The sequence below is a fragment of the Aeromonas sp. BIGb0405 genome (assembly GCF_024807335.1).
Taxonomy (GTDB): Bacteria; Pseudomonadota; Gammaproteobacteria; order Enterobacterales; family Aeromonadaceae; genus Aeromonas; species Aeromonas rivuli.
The window spans coordinates 326,389-342,094 of sequence record NZ_JANUEP010000003.1 but is presented as its reverse complement, the minus strand read 5'-3'; the positions used below and the strand labels follow the sequence as shown (position 1 = coordinate 342,094).

General features: G+C 61.7%; 15 protein-coding genes and 1 other annotated feature. Of the genes, 6 read left to right on the top strand and 9 right to left on the bottom strand.

What is annotated here, in order from left to right; translation table 11 throughout:
• Positions 1–190: 190 nt before the first annotated feature.
• Together apt and M2366_RS09870 are read right to left on the bottom strand one after the other, a co-directional pair.
• Positions 191–736, bottom strand: a complete 546-nt coding sequence (apt, locus tag M2366_RS09875) for an adenine phosphoribosyltransferase (protein WP_042043225.1) — start codon at positions 734–736, stop codon at positions 191–193.
• Between the two features lie 153 nt (positions 737–889).
• Positions 890–1,267, bottom strand: a complete 378-nt coding sequence (locus M2366_RS09870) for a DUF454 family protein (protein WP_042043224.1) — start codon at positions 1,265–1,267, stop codon at positions 890–892.
• A gap of 275 nt (positions 1,268–1,542) precedes the next feature.
• Here M2366_RS09870 and dusC point away from each other — a divergent pair, with 275 nt between their 5' ends.
• Complete coding sequence (gene dusC / locus M2366_RS09865; protein WP_224430479.1) at positions 1,543–2,487, top strand: tRNA dihydrouridine(16) synthase DusC; 945 nt, start codon at positions 1,543–1,545, stop codon at positions 2,485–2,487.
• A 160-nt stretch (positions 2,488–2,647) separates the two neighbouring features.
• Positions 2,648–3,016, top strand: coding sequence for a conjugal transfer protein TraR (locus M2366_RS09860; protein WP_259269600.1), 369 nt, complete (start codon positions 2,648–2,650; stop codon positions 3,014–3,016).
• A gap of 183 nt (positions 3,017–3,199) precedes the next feature.
• On the opposite strand, the gene rnd is transcribed toward M2366_RS09860, so the two are convergent.
• From rnd to M2366_RS09825, 7 genes are all read right to left on the bottom strand, one after another.
• On the bottom strand, positions 3,200–4,312 hold the full coding sequence (rnd, locus tag M2366_RS09855; RefSeq protein ID WP_224430481.1) for a ribonuclease D: 1,113 nt from the start codon (positions 4,310–4,312) through the stop codon (positions 3,200–3,202).
• A gap of 77 nt (positions 4,313–4,389) precedes the next feature.
• On the bottom strand, positions 4,390–6,102 hold the full coding sequence (gene fadD / locus M2366_RS09850; RefSeq protein WP_259269739.1) for a long-chain-fatty-acid--CoA ligase FadD: 1,713 nt from the start codon (positions 6,100–6,102) through the stop codon (positions 4,390–4,392).
• Between the two features lie 276 nt (positions 6,103–6,378).
• Complete coding sequence (locus M2366_RS09845; protein WP_404972794.1) at positions 6,379–7,248, bottom strand: alpha/beta fold hydrolase; 870 nt, start codon at positions 7,246–7,248, stop codon at positions 6,379–6,381.
• A gap of 9 nt (positions 7,249–7,257) precedes the next feature.
• The gene (locus M2366_RS09840) at positions 7,258–7,791 is read right to left on the bottom strand and encodes a Slp/YeaY family lipoprotein (RefSeq protein WP_404972793.1); all 534 of its coding nucleotides are present in this window, start codon (positions 7,789–7,791) and stop codon (positions 7,258–7,260) included.
• A gap of 38 nt (positions 7,792–7,829) precedes the next feature.
• Positions 7,830–8,531: a tRNA (adenosine(37)-N6)-threonylcarbamoyltransferase complex dimerization subunit type 1 TsaB gene (gene tsaB, locus M2366_RS09835; RefSeq protein WP_259269599.1), complete on the bottom strand. Its 702-nt coding sequence runs from the start codon at positions 8,529–8,531 to the stop codon at positions 7,830–7,832.
• 23 nt (positions 8,532–8,554) lie between these two features.
• Positions 8,555–10,507: an ATP-dependent DNA helicase gene (locus tag M2366_RS09830; protein WP_259269598.1), complete on the bottom strand. Its 1,953-nt coding sequence runs from the start codon at positions 10,505–10,507 to the stop codon at positions 8,555–8,557.
• Between the two features lie 59 nt (positions 10,508–10,566).
• A complete protein-coding gene (locus tag M2366_RS09825) occupies positions 10,567–10,824 on the bottom strand; it encodes a hypothetical protein (RefSeq protein ID WP_224430484.1) in 258 nt (85 codons plus the stop codon).
• Positions 10,825–11,008: 184 nt separating this feature from the next.
• Positions 11,009–11,133: a sequence feature (His leader region), on the top strand.
• A gap of 28 nt (positions 11,134–11,161) precedes the next feature.
• Here M2366_RS09825 and hisG point away from each other — a divergent pair.
• Genes hisG through hisB form a run of 4 tightly spaced genes read left to right on the top strand, consistent with a single transcriptional unit; the run spans position 11,162 to position 15,638 of the window.
• On the top strand, positions 11,162–12,058 hold the full coding sequence (hisG, locus tag M2366_RS09820; RefSeq protein ID WP_042043215.1) for an ATP phosphoribosyltransferase: 897 nt from the start codon (positions 11,162–11,164) through the stop codon (positions 12,056–12,058).
• An 11-nt stretch (positions 12,059–12,069) separates the two neighbouring features.
• The gene (gene hisD, locus M2366_RS09815; protein WP_259269597.1) at positions 12,070–13,383 is read left to right on the top strand and encodes a histidinol dehydrogenase; all 1,314 of its coding nucleotides are present in this window, start codon (positions 12,070–12,072) and stop codon (positions 13,381–13,383) included.
• Positions 13,380–14,495: a histidinol-phosphate transaminase gene (gene hisC, locus M2366_RS09810; RefSeq protein WP_259269596.1), complete on the top strand. Its 1,116-nt coding sequence runs from the start codon at positions 13,380–13,382 to the stop codon at positions 14,493–14,495. Before hisD ends, hisC begins: the two co-directional genes overlap by 4 nt.
• 12 nt (positions 14,496–14,507) lie before the next feature.
• Positions 14,508–15,638 carry a bifunctional histidinol-phosphatase/imidazoleglycerol-phosphate dehydratase HisB gene (gene hisB / locus M2366_RS09805; RefSeq protein ID WP_224430487.1) on the top strand — a complete coding sequence of 377 codons (1,131 nt, stop codon included), beginning with the start codon at positions 14,508–14,510 and terminating at the stop codon, positions 15,636–15,638.
• Positions 15,639–15,706: the final 68 nt, after the last annotated feature.

Below are 15,706 nucleotides of genomic sequence, written 5' to 3'. Positions count from 1 at the left end.
CCAAGTTGCGGCAAAGCCTGGGATAACTGACTGAAATTCAACCCGATAGACGAGGGAGCAGGCTATCTTGCAGGGTTCAACCTGCCCGCGCCCATGGCGCCTGGCGATCGGGGTTATCCCACAACCCCTCATAAAAACAGGGAGCCCGACTCGGCGCGGCTCCCTGTTTCATGCAAGCGGTTAACGCCGCTTATTCGCCAGCCAGTTCGACCAGCGAGACGACCTTGATACCGGCCGCCGTCAGGCGGGCATCGCCCCCCAGGGAGGGCAGCGAGATGATGAAGGCCGCATCGGCGACTTCACCACCGGCACGGCGGATCAGTTTGACGGTGGCATCGACGGTGCCGCCGGTGGCCAGCAGATCGTCCACGACCAGCACCTTGTCACCGGGCACGATGGCATCGGTATGCAGTTGCAAGGTATCGGTACCGTACTCCAGCGAGTAGGACTCCTCGATCACGGCGCGGGGCAACTTGCCCGGTTTGCGAACAGGGACAAACCCCAGGCCCATGGCGAAGGCGACCGGTGCACCGAAGATGAAGCCGCGGGCCTCGGTGCCGACAATCTTGGTGATCCCCTGATCGCGGTAATGTTCAGCCAACAGATCGATGGTGGCCTTGAAGGCCTCAGCGTTCTCTATCAGGCTGGTGATATCGCGAAACAGGATGCCCGGCTTCGGATAGTCGGGGATGGTCTTGATGCTAGCTTCGATAAATTTCAGAATATCCGGATTCATTATTTGACCGCTTATTTTTGACCCGGGTCCGGTACGTGAGACCTGGCCCTCGGGAAAACAAAAAGGCCCATCGTGCAGTTCAAGGTGAGACACCCAAAGTGCAAAAACGACAGGCCAACTCCATAGCATGATTGCCGCAGTAGCTTAGGCACTTCACTTCTCCATTGCAACTGGCTCCAGCACGGGCAGGCGCATTAACCAGCCAAGCAGTATCGCCAGGATGGCGAGCAATAATCCACGCACCCACATCATGGGGGTGAGGGCCAGGGAGATGGCGAAGCTTATCAGGATGAAGATAATGGCGCGCCGCCTCGCATCCCGGCGGATCCCTCTGTGTTCCTGCCAGTCCCGGATGGGCGGGCCAAACCAGGGATGATAGAGCAGCCAGTGGTGAAAACGCGGGGACGAGCGGGCAAACAGGGCCGCCGCCAGCAGCATAAAGGGGGTGCAGGGCAACAGGGGCAATACCAGACCAAGCAGGCCAGTGACAAAACTGAGCCACCCCAGGCAAAACAACAACCAGGATTTCATGCGCGCTCGCCTCGCTACCATGGGATCTTGACTCGAGGGTCCATCCTAGCAGACCCGCCCCCTAGACAGATAGGCCATCCCGCGCGAGGTGGCCCTCTGCTGCCAAGCGGCGCCCTGGCAAACCCCCTTCACCAGAGCCATCCGCTGACTCGCCGCCCCTGGCTGCTGCTTTTGTGCGCCAGCGAGGTGCCTGCGACCATGTCGAAGCTGACAGCCGCAGGCGTTCCCACTACAATCTGGCGTCCTTTTCAGCCCTTGCCTTCGGAAAACCGGTTATGCGCGTAATTTTGGCCCCCATGCAGGGGGTGCTCGATCACCTGATGCGGGAGGTGCTCACCTCGGTCAACGACTATGACCTCTGCGTCAGCGAATTTGTGCGCGTGGTCGATCAGCTGCTGCCGGCCAAGGTGTTCCATCGGCTCGCCCCCGAGCTCAAGCAGGGGGGCAAGACCCGCGCCGGCACGCCGGTTCGGGTACAGCTGCTGGGTCAGCATCCCGAATGGTTGGCCGAAAACGCACTGCGTGCCGTCAGCCTCGGCTCCCCCGGGGTGGATCTCAACTTCGGCTGCCCCGCGCCCACGGTCAACAAGAGCAAGGGCGGCGCCGTGCTGCTCAAGGAGCCGGAAGCCGTCTACCGCATCGTCAAGGCGGTGCGTGAGGCGGTGCCCGCCCATCTGCCGGTCAGCGCCAAGATAAGACTCGGTTACGATGACAAGGCGCTCTATCTCGAGAATGCCCAGGCGGTCTACCAGGCTGGGGCCAATGAGCTGGCGGTCCACGCCCGCACCAAGCGCGAAGGCTATCGTCCCCCCGCCCACTGGGAGTACGTGGATGCCATCCGCCGCGCCCTGCCCATTCCGGTGACCGCCAACGGCGAGATCTGGGACAGGCAGGATGCCCTCACCTGCGCCCGGGTCTCCGGCTGTGACAGCCTGATGGTCGGACGCGGCGCCATCTCCCTGCCAAATCTGGCCAACGTCATGAAGACAGGCTGCGCCCACATGAGCTGGGCCGAGGCACTGCGGCTCATGGTGAGCTACACGGAGCAGGATCTCGCCGGCGAGAAGGCGGACTACTACCCGAGCCGCATCAAGCAGTGGTTCTCCTACCTCAAACGCGAATATCCCCAGGCCGACGTGCTGTTCACCGATATCCGGGTACTCAAGAGCGCAGAGGAGATCCGCGCTCGTCTGCTGCAAGAGAGCGACCGCCACCCCTGAGCCCTCCCCTGTAGGTCATTCCCCTCTCCTGCCTGCCCCCACAGGCGGGAATAGGGGCCAGAACCCGTCATTTACTTGACGCATGTCATCTTGACTCTCCTATCGACTCCCTATACTGCCCTGACTCTATAACCGTCTGTTGGGGGCATCCGTGTGTGAAATGACGCAAGATCAGCTAGCGGGCTGGCGAGATCGCCTGCTTGCCGACTGGGCACGAATTCGAGAGGAGCTGATAGGTCAGCTCAAGGCAAGTCGCCAGGGAGACTGGGCCGAACGGGCCAGCCATTGTGAACGGGATCAGCTGGTGGATCTGACGAGTCGGCTGGATCTGCCGCAAGTAGAACAAAACGTGACGGCGCTCAAGCGGATCGACGCGACCCTCTGCCAGATAGAGTTGGGACTGTTTGGCCTCTGCTCCGATTGCGAGGAGCCGCTAAACCTGACCAAGCTGGAGCAAGATCCCACCCAACAACGTTGTCCGCGCTGCGAACTGCGCTATCGCAAGGGCTTTCACGGCCACGAGTTGTAGGGGCATCACTGCCCGCTGCGGGTCCCAACCCCGCCTGTCGTATCGACCAAAGTGTTCGAACGACACACCCCACCAGCGTCAAACAAAACGGGCCCCTGCCAAGACAGGGGCCCGTTTTCTATTCATGCCGATCGCGACAAACCCGGCAGAGGGCGCGAGCAGACTCGGCCATCCCTGCGCCCATCACTGGGCCAGCAGGTGACCGACCAGCTCATGACGCCAGCCTTGCAGCAACATGGGCTTGGGCCCGCGAGCCCGCTCCTCTGCGCTCATCCGCCAGCTCCAGGTAAAGTACTGGTGAATGGTCTTCTTGCTGGCCACCAGCTCAGGGGGAATATTGCTGGCCTTGGCCTTCTCTTCCACCAGCGCCTTGATGCGCTTGAGCTCCGCCTTGTACTGGGGGTAATCCACCAGACGACGGATGGGTTCGGGCCACCCTTCAGGGTCGCTCTGCTGAGCCGATGCGACGATGTCGAGCAGCCGCTTGCCGTGGATCTTGATCTCGATGGGAGAGAGATCCAGCTCGTTGAGTTCGCGCAGTGAGGTCGGACGGCGCTCGGCGACCTTGAACAGGTGCAACTCCTTGACCACGAAATTGAGGGCCAAGTCCCGGCGCACCGCTTCTTTTTGCCGCCAGGCGGCCAGCTCGCGCAAGATGGCCAGCTCGCGCCGACCCAGCTGCCAGCCGTTGATGATCTCGAGATAGGCCTGATAAGGATCGCTCCCCTGGCTCCGGCGGGCGCAGTGGTTCTGACACTCCTCCTCGAACCAGGCAAACTTGCCGCTCTCGTGCAGCTTGGCCATGACGGTGTCGTAGAGCGGCATCAGATAGAGCACATCCGCCGCCGCGTACTCGAGCTGACGATCGGTCAGGGGACGGGCCAACCAGTCGGTACGGGCCTGATCCTTGACCAGTTCCACCCCGAGAAAATCCTTGGCCATGGCGCCAAATCCAACGGAGACCCCATAGCCCAGGAAAGCGGTGGCAAGCTGGGTGTCATGGACGCGGTTGGGCAGATGACCCGCCTGGTGCTGAATGAGTTCGAGATCTTCCCCGGCGGCATGGAGGATGGAGATCTGGCCATCCTGGCCCAGACGCTCCCACAGGGGCGCGAGATCCAGGGTCAGGGGATCGAGCAGGGCCAGCTGATGGCCATCAAAGATTTGAAAGAGACCAAGTTGGGGATAATAGGTGCGAGTGCGCACGAATTCGGTATCGATGGCCAGTGGCACCTGGGCCAGAGTGGCGAGGTAGGCTTCCAGCTCGGCTTGCTGTGAAATGAGTTGATATTGCATCTTTGCCTGCATCTTGTCGGTTGGCCCAAAAGAAAAAACCGTGGCGTGACCCACGGTTTCGCATCGCCCTGGATAGGTTACTGCTTGGCGATCTCCTCGTCGCGCAGCACGCGGCGCAGGATCTTGCCCACATTGGTCTTGGGCAGTTCGTCGCGAAATTCTACCAGCTTAGGCACCTTATAGGCAGTAAGATGTTGACGGCAATGGGCAATAACTTCCTCTTCGGTCAAGCCTGGATCCTTTCTGACCACAAATACCTTCACCAGCTCGCCGGACACCTTGTGAGGCACCCCGACCGCCGCCACTTCCAGCACCTTGGGATGGAGCGCTACCACGTCTTCAATCTCGTTGGGATAGACGTTGAAGCCCGACACCAGGATCATGTCCTTCTTGCGATCGACGATCTTGAAGAAACCCTGCTCGTCGCACACGGCAATGTCCCCGGTGCAGAGCCAGCCATCTTGCATCACCTCGGCGGTGGCCTCGGGACGCTGCCAGTAGCCAGTCATCACCTGGGGACCACGGACCTGCATCTCCCCGGGTGTATTCAGGGAATGAATGGGCTCACCGGCATCATTCACCAGACGAATATCGGTGGAGCAGACCGGCAGGCCGATGGAGCCGTTGTAATCGGTCAAGTCGTAGGGACAGACGCTGACCAGCGGGGAGCATTCGGTCAGGCCGTACCCCTCCAGCAGCGGCGTCTCCGTCATGGTCTTCCACTGCTCGGCCACCGCCCGCTGCACCGCCATGCCGCCGCCGATGGTCAGGGTCAGCTTGCTGAAATCCATGCTCTGGAACTCGTCATTGTTGACCAGGGCATTGAACAGGGTGTTGACCCCGGTGATGCAGGTGAAGGGGTACTTCTTGATCTCTTTGACGAACCCCGGGATATCGCGCGGGTTGCTGATCAGCAGGTTGTAACCCCCGAGGCGCATGAACAGCAGGCAGTTCACCGTGAGCGCGAAGACGTGATAGAGCGGCAGAGCCGTGACCACGAACTCCTTGCCCCGCTGCAGCACGGGGCCATAGACCCCGAGGCACTGTTCGACGTTGGCAATCATGTTGCGGTGGGTCAGCATGGCCCCCTTGGAGAGGCCGGTCGTCCCTCCCGTGTACTGCAGGAAGGCGATCTCCTCCCCATGGATCTCGGGCTTGATGTACTGCAGGAAGCGGCCCTTGGCCAGGGCATGGCGCATGGTGCTGGCGTGGGGCAGATTGTATTTCGGCACCAGCTTCTTGACGTATTTCACCACGAAGTTGACCAGGGTCCCCTTGGCCAGCCCCAGGTTGTCCCCCATCCGGGTCAAGATCACATGCTTGATGGGGGTGTCGTAGACCACCTTCTCCAGGGTATGGGCGAAGTTGGAGACGATGACGATGGCCTTGGCACCCGAATCCTTGAGCTGGTGTTCCAGCTCGCGCGGGGTATAGAGGGGGTTGACGTTGACCACTATCATGCCGGCACGCAGTATGCCAAACACCGCAATAGGGTACTGCAACAGGTTCGGCATCATGACCGCGACCCTGTCACCTTTCTCCAGTTTAAGTTCGTTTTGCAGGTAGGCGGCGAAGGCGCGGGACTGCTCCTCGAGCCGGCGATAGGTGATGGTCTGGCCCATGTTGACGAAGGCGGGCTGGTCGGCAAACTCGCTCACCGAGGCTTCGAACATCTCGACCAGAGAGCCGTAGATATCGGGATTGATCTCGGCAGGCACACCGTCCGGGTAGCGTGTTAGCCAGATTTTCTCGGCCGGTGTGACGGTCGGATCGCCCTGCGGCTGCAACATGGCTTGCTCATGCTCATCCATATCGACTGACCCTGTGGTCAAGTCGGACTGCTGCGGCATGATGTTCTCATGCTCATCTTTATGCTCATGCATAACTCGCACCTGTGCGCTCACTGTGTTGCCTCCATCCCTGTCCACGTTCATTTTTAATCATTTGTTTTGAGCTCGAGCTCTAATGCCGGACATCTTTACATACGACAATAGAAATTAACAGCCACTTAACAAGCGTGAAATGTGAGGGACGAGGCAAACCTGAAAGATTGAAAGCGGGGGATTCTAGCGAATTTGACAGAATTTTTCGATAGCAACAGCGGTTTGCACGGGATTATCCATATGAAAGTGGTGATTTCCCGCCACCCAGCGCCGCTGAATGTCAGCGAAGCATCCCTGGCGGGCTTGCCATTGCGCCGTCAGCTGGGCAAAGCCTTGCTCACCCTGAATGAACAATACAGGGCAGGCAATCGCCGCCATCAGCGCCCTCGCCTGCCCCTCACTCATGCGCAGCGGCGAGAGATCCCGCAATCTGGGATCGCTGCGCCAATGCAGCCTGGCAGCTCGCGCAACGAGTTGCCGGGCACAGATGAGCCGCGCCGCCTCGGGGGAGATATCGGCCACCTTGCAACGGGCCGCCACCGCCTCCTCCAGGCTGGTAAAACCCTGACTGGCTCGCTCCCGAGTACGAGAGCGGTTGAGAATGGCACGTCGGATCTGCTCGGGAACGGCGTCATCGGACTGGCTAAGGGGCCCCAGCCCCTCCAGCATGATCAGCCGCGCGACCCGCTCCGGGAAGACCCCGGCATAGGCCGAGGCGATCAAGGCCCCCAGGGAGTGACCGAGCAGGGTGATCTGTTGCCAGCCTCCCGCATCGATGATCTGGTGCAGATCGTCGAGCCAGTCGATAAAGACATAGGGAGAAGACTTGTGATCCGACTGACCATGGCCCGGCAGATCGACGCAGATGAGATGAAAACCAGCCAGATGGGGGGCAAGAGGCAAAAAACTGGCGGCATTGTCGAGCCAGCCATGCAGTGCCAGCAGCAGAGGCTGTCCCGGCTGGCCGGACTCCAGATAGGCGATCAGGCGCCCATCGGCCAGCCGCAACTGCCCCTCTCTCATCAGATTTCCCAGCGCGGCTCTCTCATTCATGGCGCGGTATCACCAGTGGCGCATCGACCGGCGCGGCCAGAAGGGATCGTAGAAAGGGTCATTGAAGTAGGGATCCATGTAGCGAACCTCCACCTCTTTGATGGGGGGCCACAGCTTGCTGCCGGTTACCCTGATCACCGAAAACTCATACTTGTGATCGCCAATCTTGCTCTCAACCGGCTTGTCCAGGGTGCCAAGCACCGTCAGGCTGCGCCCCTTGGCATAGAGGGTCGGATCGACAAAACCCTGCATCACCGCCAGGAAGCGGCCAGGGCTCTGCTCCGTCTGCTCGGGCACGCCATTGCTCTTGAGGGGCAGATAGACCACCTCGATGAGGCTGCGCGTCTGCTCGTTATGGACAGCGGCAATGACTCCACTCCAGCGGGCCGGCTTGCCCTCCTGGCCCGTCAGGGCAGGTTGATAGGCAACCAAGTCCCCCTGCGGCTCATAGGCCAGCTCCTTGGGCACTGAACTGCACCCGGCCAGCAGCAGACCGGCCAGGCCCAGCAGCAGGCTCTTTGTAAACAGATGGCATGTGTTCATATCCCTCTCCTTTGCTCTGGTTCGACTGCAAAACCGGCTCACTCCCGTCCGGGCAGCTTCTTCCAGGTGACCTTGTCTCTCAGATATACGGGGGTCGCCTGCTCCGGGGCCACCGCACTGCCAGCCAGCCAGGCGGCCTTGGCCAGTGGCAACATGTCCTGGGCAGCCGGCAGACGAGCCGCCGGGCAGGGTCTCAGGTCATCGGCCAGACCGTTCAGGAGATCAGCATAGGTCTCGAATCCTGTACCCGTGCTAAACCAGAGACCGGAAAGGGTCTCTTCTTGCGCCACGGCCTCGGGGGCCGTGACCCGCTCTTCGCCGTCCAATACCATGAGACCATCTTGCAACAGATAGCGGCCGATATAGATCTCCCCCATGCGGGCATCGATGGCGCTGACTACCCGCTCGGCCCCCTCCAGGCGGTGGGCCCCCTGGGCCATGGCCGCCAGGGTCGAGATGCCAATCAGCGGCACCCCGGCCCCAAACGCCAGGCCTTGAGCCACGCCAACCCCGATCCGCACCCCGGTGAAAGAGCCTGGACCACGGCCAAAGGCAATGGCGTCGAGCTCGCTCAGGGTGATCCCGGCCTCATCGAGCAAGGCCTGTACCATGGGCAATATCTTCTTGGTGTGATCGCGCGGCGCCTCTTCCCAGCGCACATAGATGGACTCTCCGACCTGCAAGGCGGCGGAGCAGGCTTCGGTGGCGGTATCGAGGGCCAGGATCTTCAACTCGTTCATTCGCAACTCTTCTCTAAAAGGCATCATTGAAACAGATCGGTCTGGGCCAAGTCCGGGCGCGCCGCCTCGGCCAAACCGCTAAAGAATTCGCCAAGGCAATCCAGGTCCCGGGTGCGCGGTATGGCTGGCAGGCTCTTGATAAAGGTGGCGCCATAGGGCTTGTTGACCATGCGGGGATCACAGATGACCAGGACGCCATGATCACGGCGATCACGTATCAGCCGCCCCACCCCCTGCTTGAGGGCGATCACGGCCTTGGGTAGCTGGATATCGGCGAAGGGATCCCCCCCCTTGAGCTTGCAGTCGTCGACCCGCGCCTTGAGGAGGGGGTCGTCGGGGCTAGCAAACGGCAGCTTGTCGATGATAACACAGGAGAGTGCCGCCCCCCTGACGTCTATCCCCTCCCAGAAGCTGCTGGTCGCCACCAGCACGGCGCGGCCATTCTCGACAAAGGTCGACAGCAGTCGCTGTTTGTTGTCTTCCCCTTGCAGCAAGACGGTGCGTCCTATCTCCCGGCGCAGCACCTCGGCCACCTGACGCATCACCTGATGGCTGGTGCAGAGGAAGAAGCAGCCCCCCGGCGTCTTGTTGATGAGGGGGATGAGCCGCAGTGCCAGCATCTCGCCCCGACCAAAGGCATTGGGCTCGGGTAGCTGGCGCGGCACGCACAAGCGCGCCTGCTCGCTATAATCGAAGGGGCTGTCGAGCATAAGCTCACGGCTGCCCGCCAGTCCCAGCTCCGCCTTGAAGTGATCGAATCCCATGTCCACCGTCAAAGTGGCCGAGGTAAAAATCCAGGCCACCTCGGGGCGCATCACCTCGGCTCCAAACCGCTCGGCCACCGACAAGGGGGTCAGATTGAGGGAGAAATGGAGCCGGGTACACTCGTACCAGTAGGAGTAACCGGTCTGGTTGATGGCCAGCACCTCCCCGAGTCGCGTCCTGAGCTCACAGAGTCGCTCGAAGCAGTGATCGAGCTGCTCGCCGCGCCCCAAGGCGAGTTTGAGCACTTCATAGCAGAACTCGATGGCATCATTGAGCCGGGCCAGGGCCTGGCACCATTGGGGCTGGCGCAGCAGATCCCGGCTGTTGCCCCGCCCGCCATCGACCCCGAAGGCGAGGCGCAGATCCTGACTGGCAATACTGAGCCGATCCGCCGCCTTGCCGAGCTGGGCCATGTCATGGGCCTCGGCCCGGTAGGCAAGCTGGATATCCTGAGCCAGATCCTGGATGGTACGGCTCGATACCGACTTGCCAAAGTAGTTGGTGGCTATCTCGCCGAGCTGGTGCGCCTCGTCGAACACATAGACCTGAGCTTCCGGCACCAACTCGCCAAATCCCGTGTCTTTCACCGCCATATCGGCGAAGAAGAGATGGTGATTGATCACCACCACTTGCGCATCCATGGCGCGGCGCCGGGCGATCACCAGGTGACAATCGTCGTAATAGGGGCAATCCCGACCGAGGCAGTTGTCATTGGTGCTGGTGATCTGGGGCAATATTTCGGCGTTCTCCTGCAGGCCGGGAATGTCCCCCACATCGCCGGTATTGGTGGTGCTCGACCAGGATTTAACCCTGACCAGGTCGCTCATCACCTCCGGCTTTTGCAGATGGGATTCGCTCATCAAGCGGTTCATGCGCTCGACACAGAGGTAGTTGCTGCGCCCCTTGAGCAGGGCCACGGGCTGGTGATAATCGAGCGCCCCCGTGATGGTGGGCAAGTCCCGGTAAAAGAGCTGCTCCTGCAGGTTTTTGGAGCCGGTGCTGATCACCACCCGCTTGCCCGATGCCAGGGCAGGTACCAGGTAGGCGTAGGTCTTGCCGGTGCCCGTTCCCGCTTCGACCAGCAGACGGTCGTGGTCCTTGATGGTGTTTGCCACCGCCTCAGCCATCTCCAACTGAGGGGCACGGGCCAGGAAACCGTCGATATGACGGGCAAGAGGGCCGCCTTCTGAGAACAGGGTCTGGATGGTCAAGGAGGTTTCCCGCAAGCAAAGGGGGCGATTATAGCCAAAAGCGGGGGCAAGCCAAACGCTCAGACGAACAAGTCGATCTTGTGGTCAGGATCCGGCTTGTGTCCCCCTGGCTCATCGGCATCGCCCTGACTGACTGGCGGTGGCGTCCTGGGACGCGGCGGCTCCTGAGGGGTGCCCTGGCCGCCATCCCGCTCGGTGCCTATCTCGTGGGCACTGTGCTTGTGATCGATGGGATTCACCTCACGGCGAATGGCATCACTGCCCGGGGTGGCCGGGGCCCTCGGCAAGATGGGGAAGAGCAGATCCTGATTGGGCATGGGATATCCTCCGTATTAGCATTGTCTTATTATCGACCAGCGGCGACCTTTCCTTACTTTCTTCTTGAAATTTACAATCCCGGGTTGCAATTTTCGTCAAGGTCGGTAATGTAAACCGGGCGTCAGTTACGACATCTTATTTGTAAAGGATTGTTTACATGAAGTTCACCTCACTGAAGACTCATCACCACCATCATCATCCCGAATAGTCTTTCAGGAGGTTGGCTGCTGGAAGACACTTAACAGGTGACTTCCAAAAGGACCGCAAGATTCATAAACCCTCGGAAGCACACACTTCCGAGGGTTTTTTCGTTTTTGACTAGAAGGAAATCGAGCAATGGAAACACAACGTCTGCGCATCGCCATGCAAAAATCCGGTCGCCTGAGCCAGGACTCCCAGGCCCTGTTCAAGAGCTGCGGCCTCAAGATCAATCTGCGTGAACAGCGCCTCATCGCCCACGTCGAAAACATGCCCATCGACATTCTGCGGGTGCGCGATGACGACATTCCGGGTCTGGTGATGGAGGGGGTGGTCGACCTTGGCATCATAGGTGAGAACGTGCTGGAAGAGGTGCAGCTCATTCGCCAATCCCAGGGCCTGCCCTTCGAGGTCAAGACCCTCAAACAGCTCGATTTCGGCGGTTGCCGTCTCTCCCTGGCCGTGCCGGAAGATGCCAGCTACACAGGTCCCCAAAGCTTGGCTGGCAAGCGTATCGCCACCTCCTACCCCGGCCTGCTCAAGCGCTTCTTCGACGAGCAAGGTCTCGGGTTCAAGAGCGTCATGCTGGGGGGATCGGTGGAAGTCGCCCCCCGCGCAGGGCTCGCCGATGCCATCTGCGATCTCGTCTCCACCGGCGCCACCCTGGAGGCCAATGGCCTGAAAGAGGTGGAGGTCATCTACCGCTCCAAGGCGGCACTGGTGCAGGCCCCCAATCCCTTGAACGCCGCCAAGCAAGCCATCATCGACAAGCTGTTGCCCCGCATCCAGGGCATGCAGCAGGCGCGCGAGAGCAAGTACATCATGCTGCACGCCCCCAAAGACAAGCTCAATGCCATCACCGATCTGCTGCCCGGCGCCGAGCGCCCCACCATCATGCAGCTGGCCGGTGACACCAATCAGGTCGCCCTGCACGTCGTCTCCAGCGAAACCCTGTTCTGGGAGACCATGGAGCAGCTCAAGGCCCTCGGCGCCAGCTCCATTCTGGTGCTGCCCATCGAAAAGATGATGGAATAAGGGCGGGCACCATGCAGACCCTCATCTGGAACCAGCTCACCCCCGCCCAGCAAGCCGAGGCCTTGACCCGCCCGGCCCTGGACGATGAAGCCAATGTCGGCGCCGTGGTGACGGAGATCATCTCCGCGGTCAAAACCCGGGGCGATGACGCCCTGCGCGAACTGAGCCAGCGTTTCGAGCGCGCCCCCCGTGAACAGTTGCGGGTGAGCGAAGCGGAAATCGATGCCGCCTGCGCCCGGCTCGATGACGACATCCAGGCCGCCATCCTGGCCGCCGCCACGAACATTCGCACCTTCCACCGCGCGCAGGTGCAGCCTGTGCTGCGGGTCGAAACCCAGCCCGGCGTCCTGTGCGAGCTGCGTACTCAACCCATCAACCGGGTCGGTCTCTATGTGCCGGGGGGCAGCGCGCCCCTCCCTTCCACCGTGATGATGCTGGCCATTCCCGCCGCCATTGCCGGTTGCCGCGAGGTGGTGCTCTGCACGCCGTCGCCAGCCAGCGACGAGATCCTGTTCGCCGCCCGCGCCTGCGGGGTCGAGAAGGTGTTCGCCATCGGCGGCGCCCAGGCCATCGCCGCCATGGCCTACGGCACTGCGTCCATCCCCAAGGTGGACAAGATCTTCGGCCCGGGCAACAGCTATGTGACCGAGGCCAAGGGCCAGGTCTCCCGGGACTGGCGCGGCGCGGCCATCGACATGCCGGCTGGCCCCTCCGAGGTGCTGGTGATTGCCGACGAGAGTGCCAATGCCGCCTTCGTCGCCTCGGATCTGCTCTCCCAGGCCGAACACGGCCCGGACAGCCAGGTGGTACTGGTCACCACCAGCGCCGCCCTGGCCGAGGCCGTCAACATCGAGCTGGCAAGCCAGCTGGCGCAGCTCAGCCGCCGGGACATCGCCGTTCAGGCCCTGGCAAGCAGTCTCACCCTCCTGTGTGACAACCTGGAGGAGGCCTGTGCCATCTCCAATGCCTACGCCCCTGAGCACCTGATAGTGCAGACCCGCAGCCCCCGGGAGCTGCTCGACCGGCTCGAAAACGCAGGCTCCATCTTCCTGGGACAATGGACCCCCGAATCGGTGGGGGATTATGCCAGCGGCACCAATCACACCCTGCCCACCTACGGCTATGCCCGCACCTGCTCCAGCCTGGGATTGGCCGATTATCAGCGCCGCTTCACGGTGCAGGAGCTGAGCGAGCAGGGCATGCGCGATCTGGGCCCCATCGTCCAGCGCATTGCCCAGGCGGAAGGGCTCGATGCCCACAAGCAGGCCGTCACCCTCAGGCTGAACGCCCTCGCCACCAAGCTGCAACAAAAGGATCTGTCATGAGCATCGCCAAGCTGGCTCGCCGTGTGGTGCGCGCCCTCACCCCCTATCAGTCCGCCCGCCGCATCGGCGGCAGCGGCCACGTCTGGCTCAATGCCAACGAGGCTCCGCTCTCCCCCGCCTTCACGGTGCAGAGCAACAAGTTCAACCGTTATCCCGAATGCCAGCCAGCCCAGGTGGTCGATGGCTACGCGGCCTATGCCGGGGTCAACGCCGATCAGGTGCTGGTGAGCCGCGGTGCCGATGAGGCCATCGAGCTGCTCATTCGCACCTTCTGCGAGGCGGGTCAGGATCAGATCCTCATCTGCCCGCCCACCTATGGCATGTACGCCATCAGCGCCGAGACCTGCGGCGTGGGCATCGTCGAACAACCGCTTACCACGGATCGTCAGCCGGACTGGCCCGCCATTCGCGATGCCCTCTCCGAGGTCAAACTGGTGTTCCTCTGCTCCCCCAACAATCCGACCGGGGATCTGGTCGGGCGCGATGGCCTCATCGCGTTGCTGGAAGCCGCCCGGGATAGCGCCATTGTCGTGGTGGACGAGGCCTATATCGAGTTCTGCCCGGACGCCTCTGTGGTGGATCTGTTGGCCCGCTTCCCCAATCTGGTGGTGACCCGCACCCTCTCCAAGGCGTTCGCCCTGGCCGGGATCCGCTGCGGCTTTACCCTCGCATCGCCGCAAGTGATCGCCCTGCTCGCCAAGGTGATCGCCCCCTACCCCATCCCCGATCCGGTGGCGCAGATTGCCGCCCAGGCCCTGACCCCGGCCGGTCTTGCGCTGATGCAGGCCCGCGTCATGGACCTCAATGAGCAGAAGGCGGCGCTCAAGCGCGCCCTGACCACCCTGCCCTGCGTGCGCGAGATCTTCGAAGACAAGGGCAACTTCATCCTGGTGCGCTTCCATGATGGCGCGCGCGTCTTCGCCGCCATGAAGGCCGCCGGCATCATCTTGCGGGACTTCTCCAACAAACCGGGCCTGGGAGAGAGCATTCGCATCACGGTCGGCTATCAGGATGAGATGGATGCCGTGCTCAAGGTATTGCGGGACCTCACTGCCAACACGATGTCTGCCAGCAACAGTGCGGACGACACTGCCCCCGTCAGCCGCTTATAAGGATGTAGAGAGATGAAGACCCCATTTTTATTTATCGACCGTGACGGCACCCTGATTGAAGAGCCGGTCACCGACAAGCAGGTGGACAGCCTCGCCAAGCTGCGCTTTGAGCCCATGGTGATCCCGGTGCTGCGCGAGCTGCAGGCCGCCGGCTATGTGCTGGTGATGGTCACCAATCAAGATGGGCTGGGCACTGCCAGCCTGCCCCTTGAAAACTTCCAGCCGCCCCAGGATCTGATGATGCACATCTTCGAGTCCCAGGGCGTGCACTGGGAGAAGGTGCTCATCTGCCCCCACTTCCCCACCGATGGCTGCAGCTGCCGCAAACCCCATCTGGGGCTGGTGAAGGAGTATCTCGCCTCGGGTCGCATCGATTTTGCCAACTCCTTTGTGATTGGCGACCGGCAGACCGATATCCAGCTGGCCGAGAACATGGGCATTGGCGGCATTCGCTATCAGCCAGGCGATCACAACTGGCTCGCCATCCGCGATCAGCTGCTCAGCAAGGGGCGCACCGCCCTGGTGGAGCGCAACACCAAGGAGACCCGCATCCGGGTTGCACTGGACCTGGACAAGAGCGGCGGCAACCAGATCAGCACCGGCATCGGCTTCTTCGATCACATGCTCGATCAGATAGCGACCCACGCCGGTTTCAGTCTGCAACTGGCGGTGAGCGGCGATCTGCACATTGACGATCACCACACGGTGGAGGATGTCGGCTTGGCCCTGGGTCAGGCCCTGCGCGAGGCCCTTGGCAACAAACGCGGCATTGGCCGTTTTGGCTTCGTGCTGGCGATGGACGAGGTCGAGGCACTGATCGATGCCCAGCCTCGCCTGCCAGCCCAGAGTTCCCTGCTCGACGCCAAGGTGAGCGCCGCCCTGGACCTGAGTGGTCGCCCCTACTTCGTGTTCCGCTGCGAATCCGGTTTTGGCCGCGACAGCGTGGGCGAGATGGCCACCGAGATGGTGCCCCACTTCTTCCGCTCCCTGTCGGACGCCATGGCCATCACCCTGCACCTCTCGGTGGATGCAGGTAACAGTCACCACCAGGTGGAGGCGCTGTTCAAGGGCTTCGGCCGCGCCCTGCGCCAGGCCATCCGGGTGGAAGGCACGGATCTCCCCTCCAGCAAGGGGGTGCTGTGATGGGCGCGTGCAACCTGACCGTTATCGATAGCGCCGCGACAGTGCCAAACAGGGGCCTGCCCACAAGA

Coding starts and splice junctions, on each gene's coding strand:
- apt (WP_042043225.1), bottom strand. CDS start 736: ATGAATCCGGATATTCTGAAATTTATCGAAGCTAGCATCAAGACCATC.
- hisG (WP_042043215.1), top strand. CDS start 11,162: ATGGAAACACAACGTCTGCGCATCGCCATGCAAAAATCCGGTCGCCTG.
- rnd (WP_224430481.1), bottom strand. CDS start 4,312: ATGCAATATCAACTCATTTCACAGCAAGCCGAGCTGGAAGCCTACCTC.
- M2366_RS09845 (WP_404972794.1), bottom strand. CDS start 7,248: ATGAATGAGAGAGCCGCGCTGGGAAATCTGATGAGAGAGGGGCAGTTG.
- M2366_RS09840 (WP_404972793.1), bottom strand. CDS start 7,791: ATGAACACATGCCATCTGTTTACAAAGAGCCTGCTGCTGGGCCTGGCC.
- M2366_RS09825 (WP_224430484.1), bottom strand. CDS start 10,824: ATGCCCAATCAGGATCTGCTCTTCCCCATCTTGCCGAGGGCCCCGGCC.
- fadD (WP_259269739.1), bottom strand. CDS start 6,102: ATGTTGCAGCCGCAGGGCGATCCGACCGTCACACCGGCCGAGAAAATC.
- M2366_RS09870 (WP_042043224.1), bottom strand. CDS start 1,267: ATGAAATCCTGGTTGTTGTTTTGCCTGGGGTGGCTCAGTTTTGTCACT.
- dusC (WP_224430479.1), top strand. CDS start 1,543: ATGCGCGTAATTTTGGCCCCCATGCAGGGGGTGCTCGATCACCTGATG.
- hisD (WP_259269597.1), top strand. CDS start 12,070: ATGCAGACCCTCATCTGGAACCAGCTCACCCCCGCCCAGCAAGCCGAG.
- tsaB (WP_259269599.1), bottom strand. CDS start 8,531: ATGAACGAGTTGAAGATCCTGGCCCTCGATACCGCCACCGAAGCCTGC.
- M2366_RS09860 (WP_259269600.1), top strand. CDS start 2,648: ATGACGCAAGATCAGCTAGCGGGCTGGCGAGATCGCCTGCTTGCCGAC.
- hisC (WP_259269596.1), top strand. CDS start 13,380: ATGAGCATCGCCAAGCTGGCTCGCCGTGTGGTGCGCGCCCTCACCCCC.
- hisB (WP_224430487.1), top strand. CDS start 14,508: ATGAAGACCCCATTTTTATTTATCGACCGTGACGGCACCCTGATTGAA.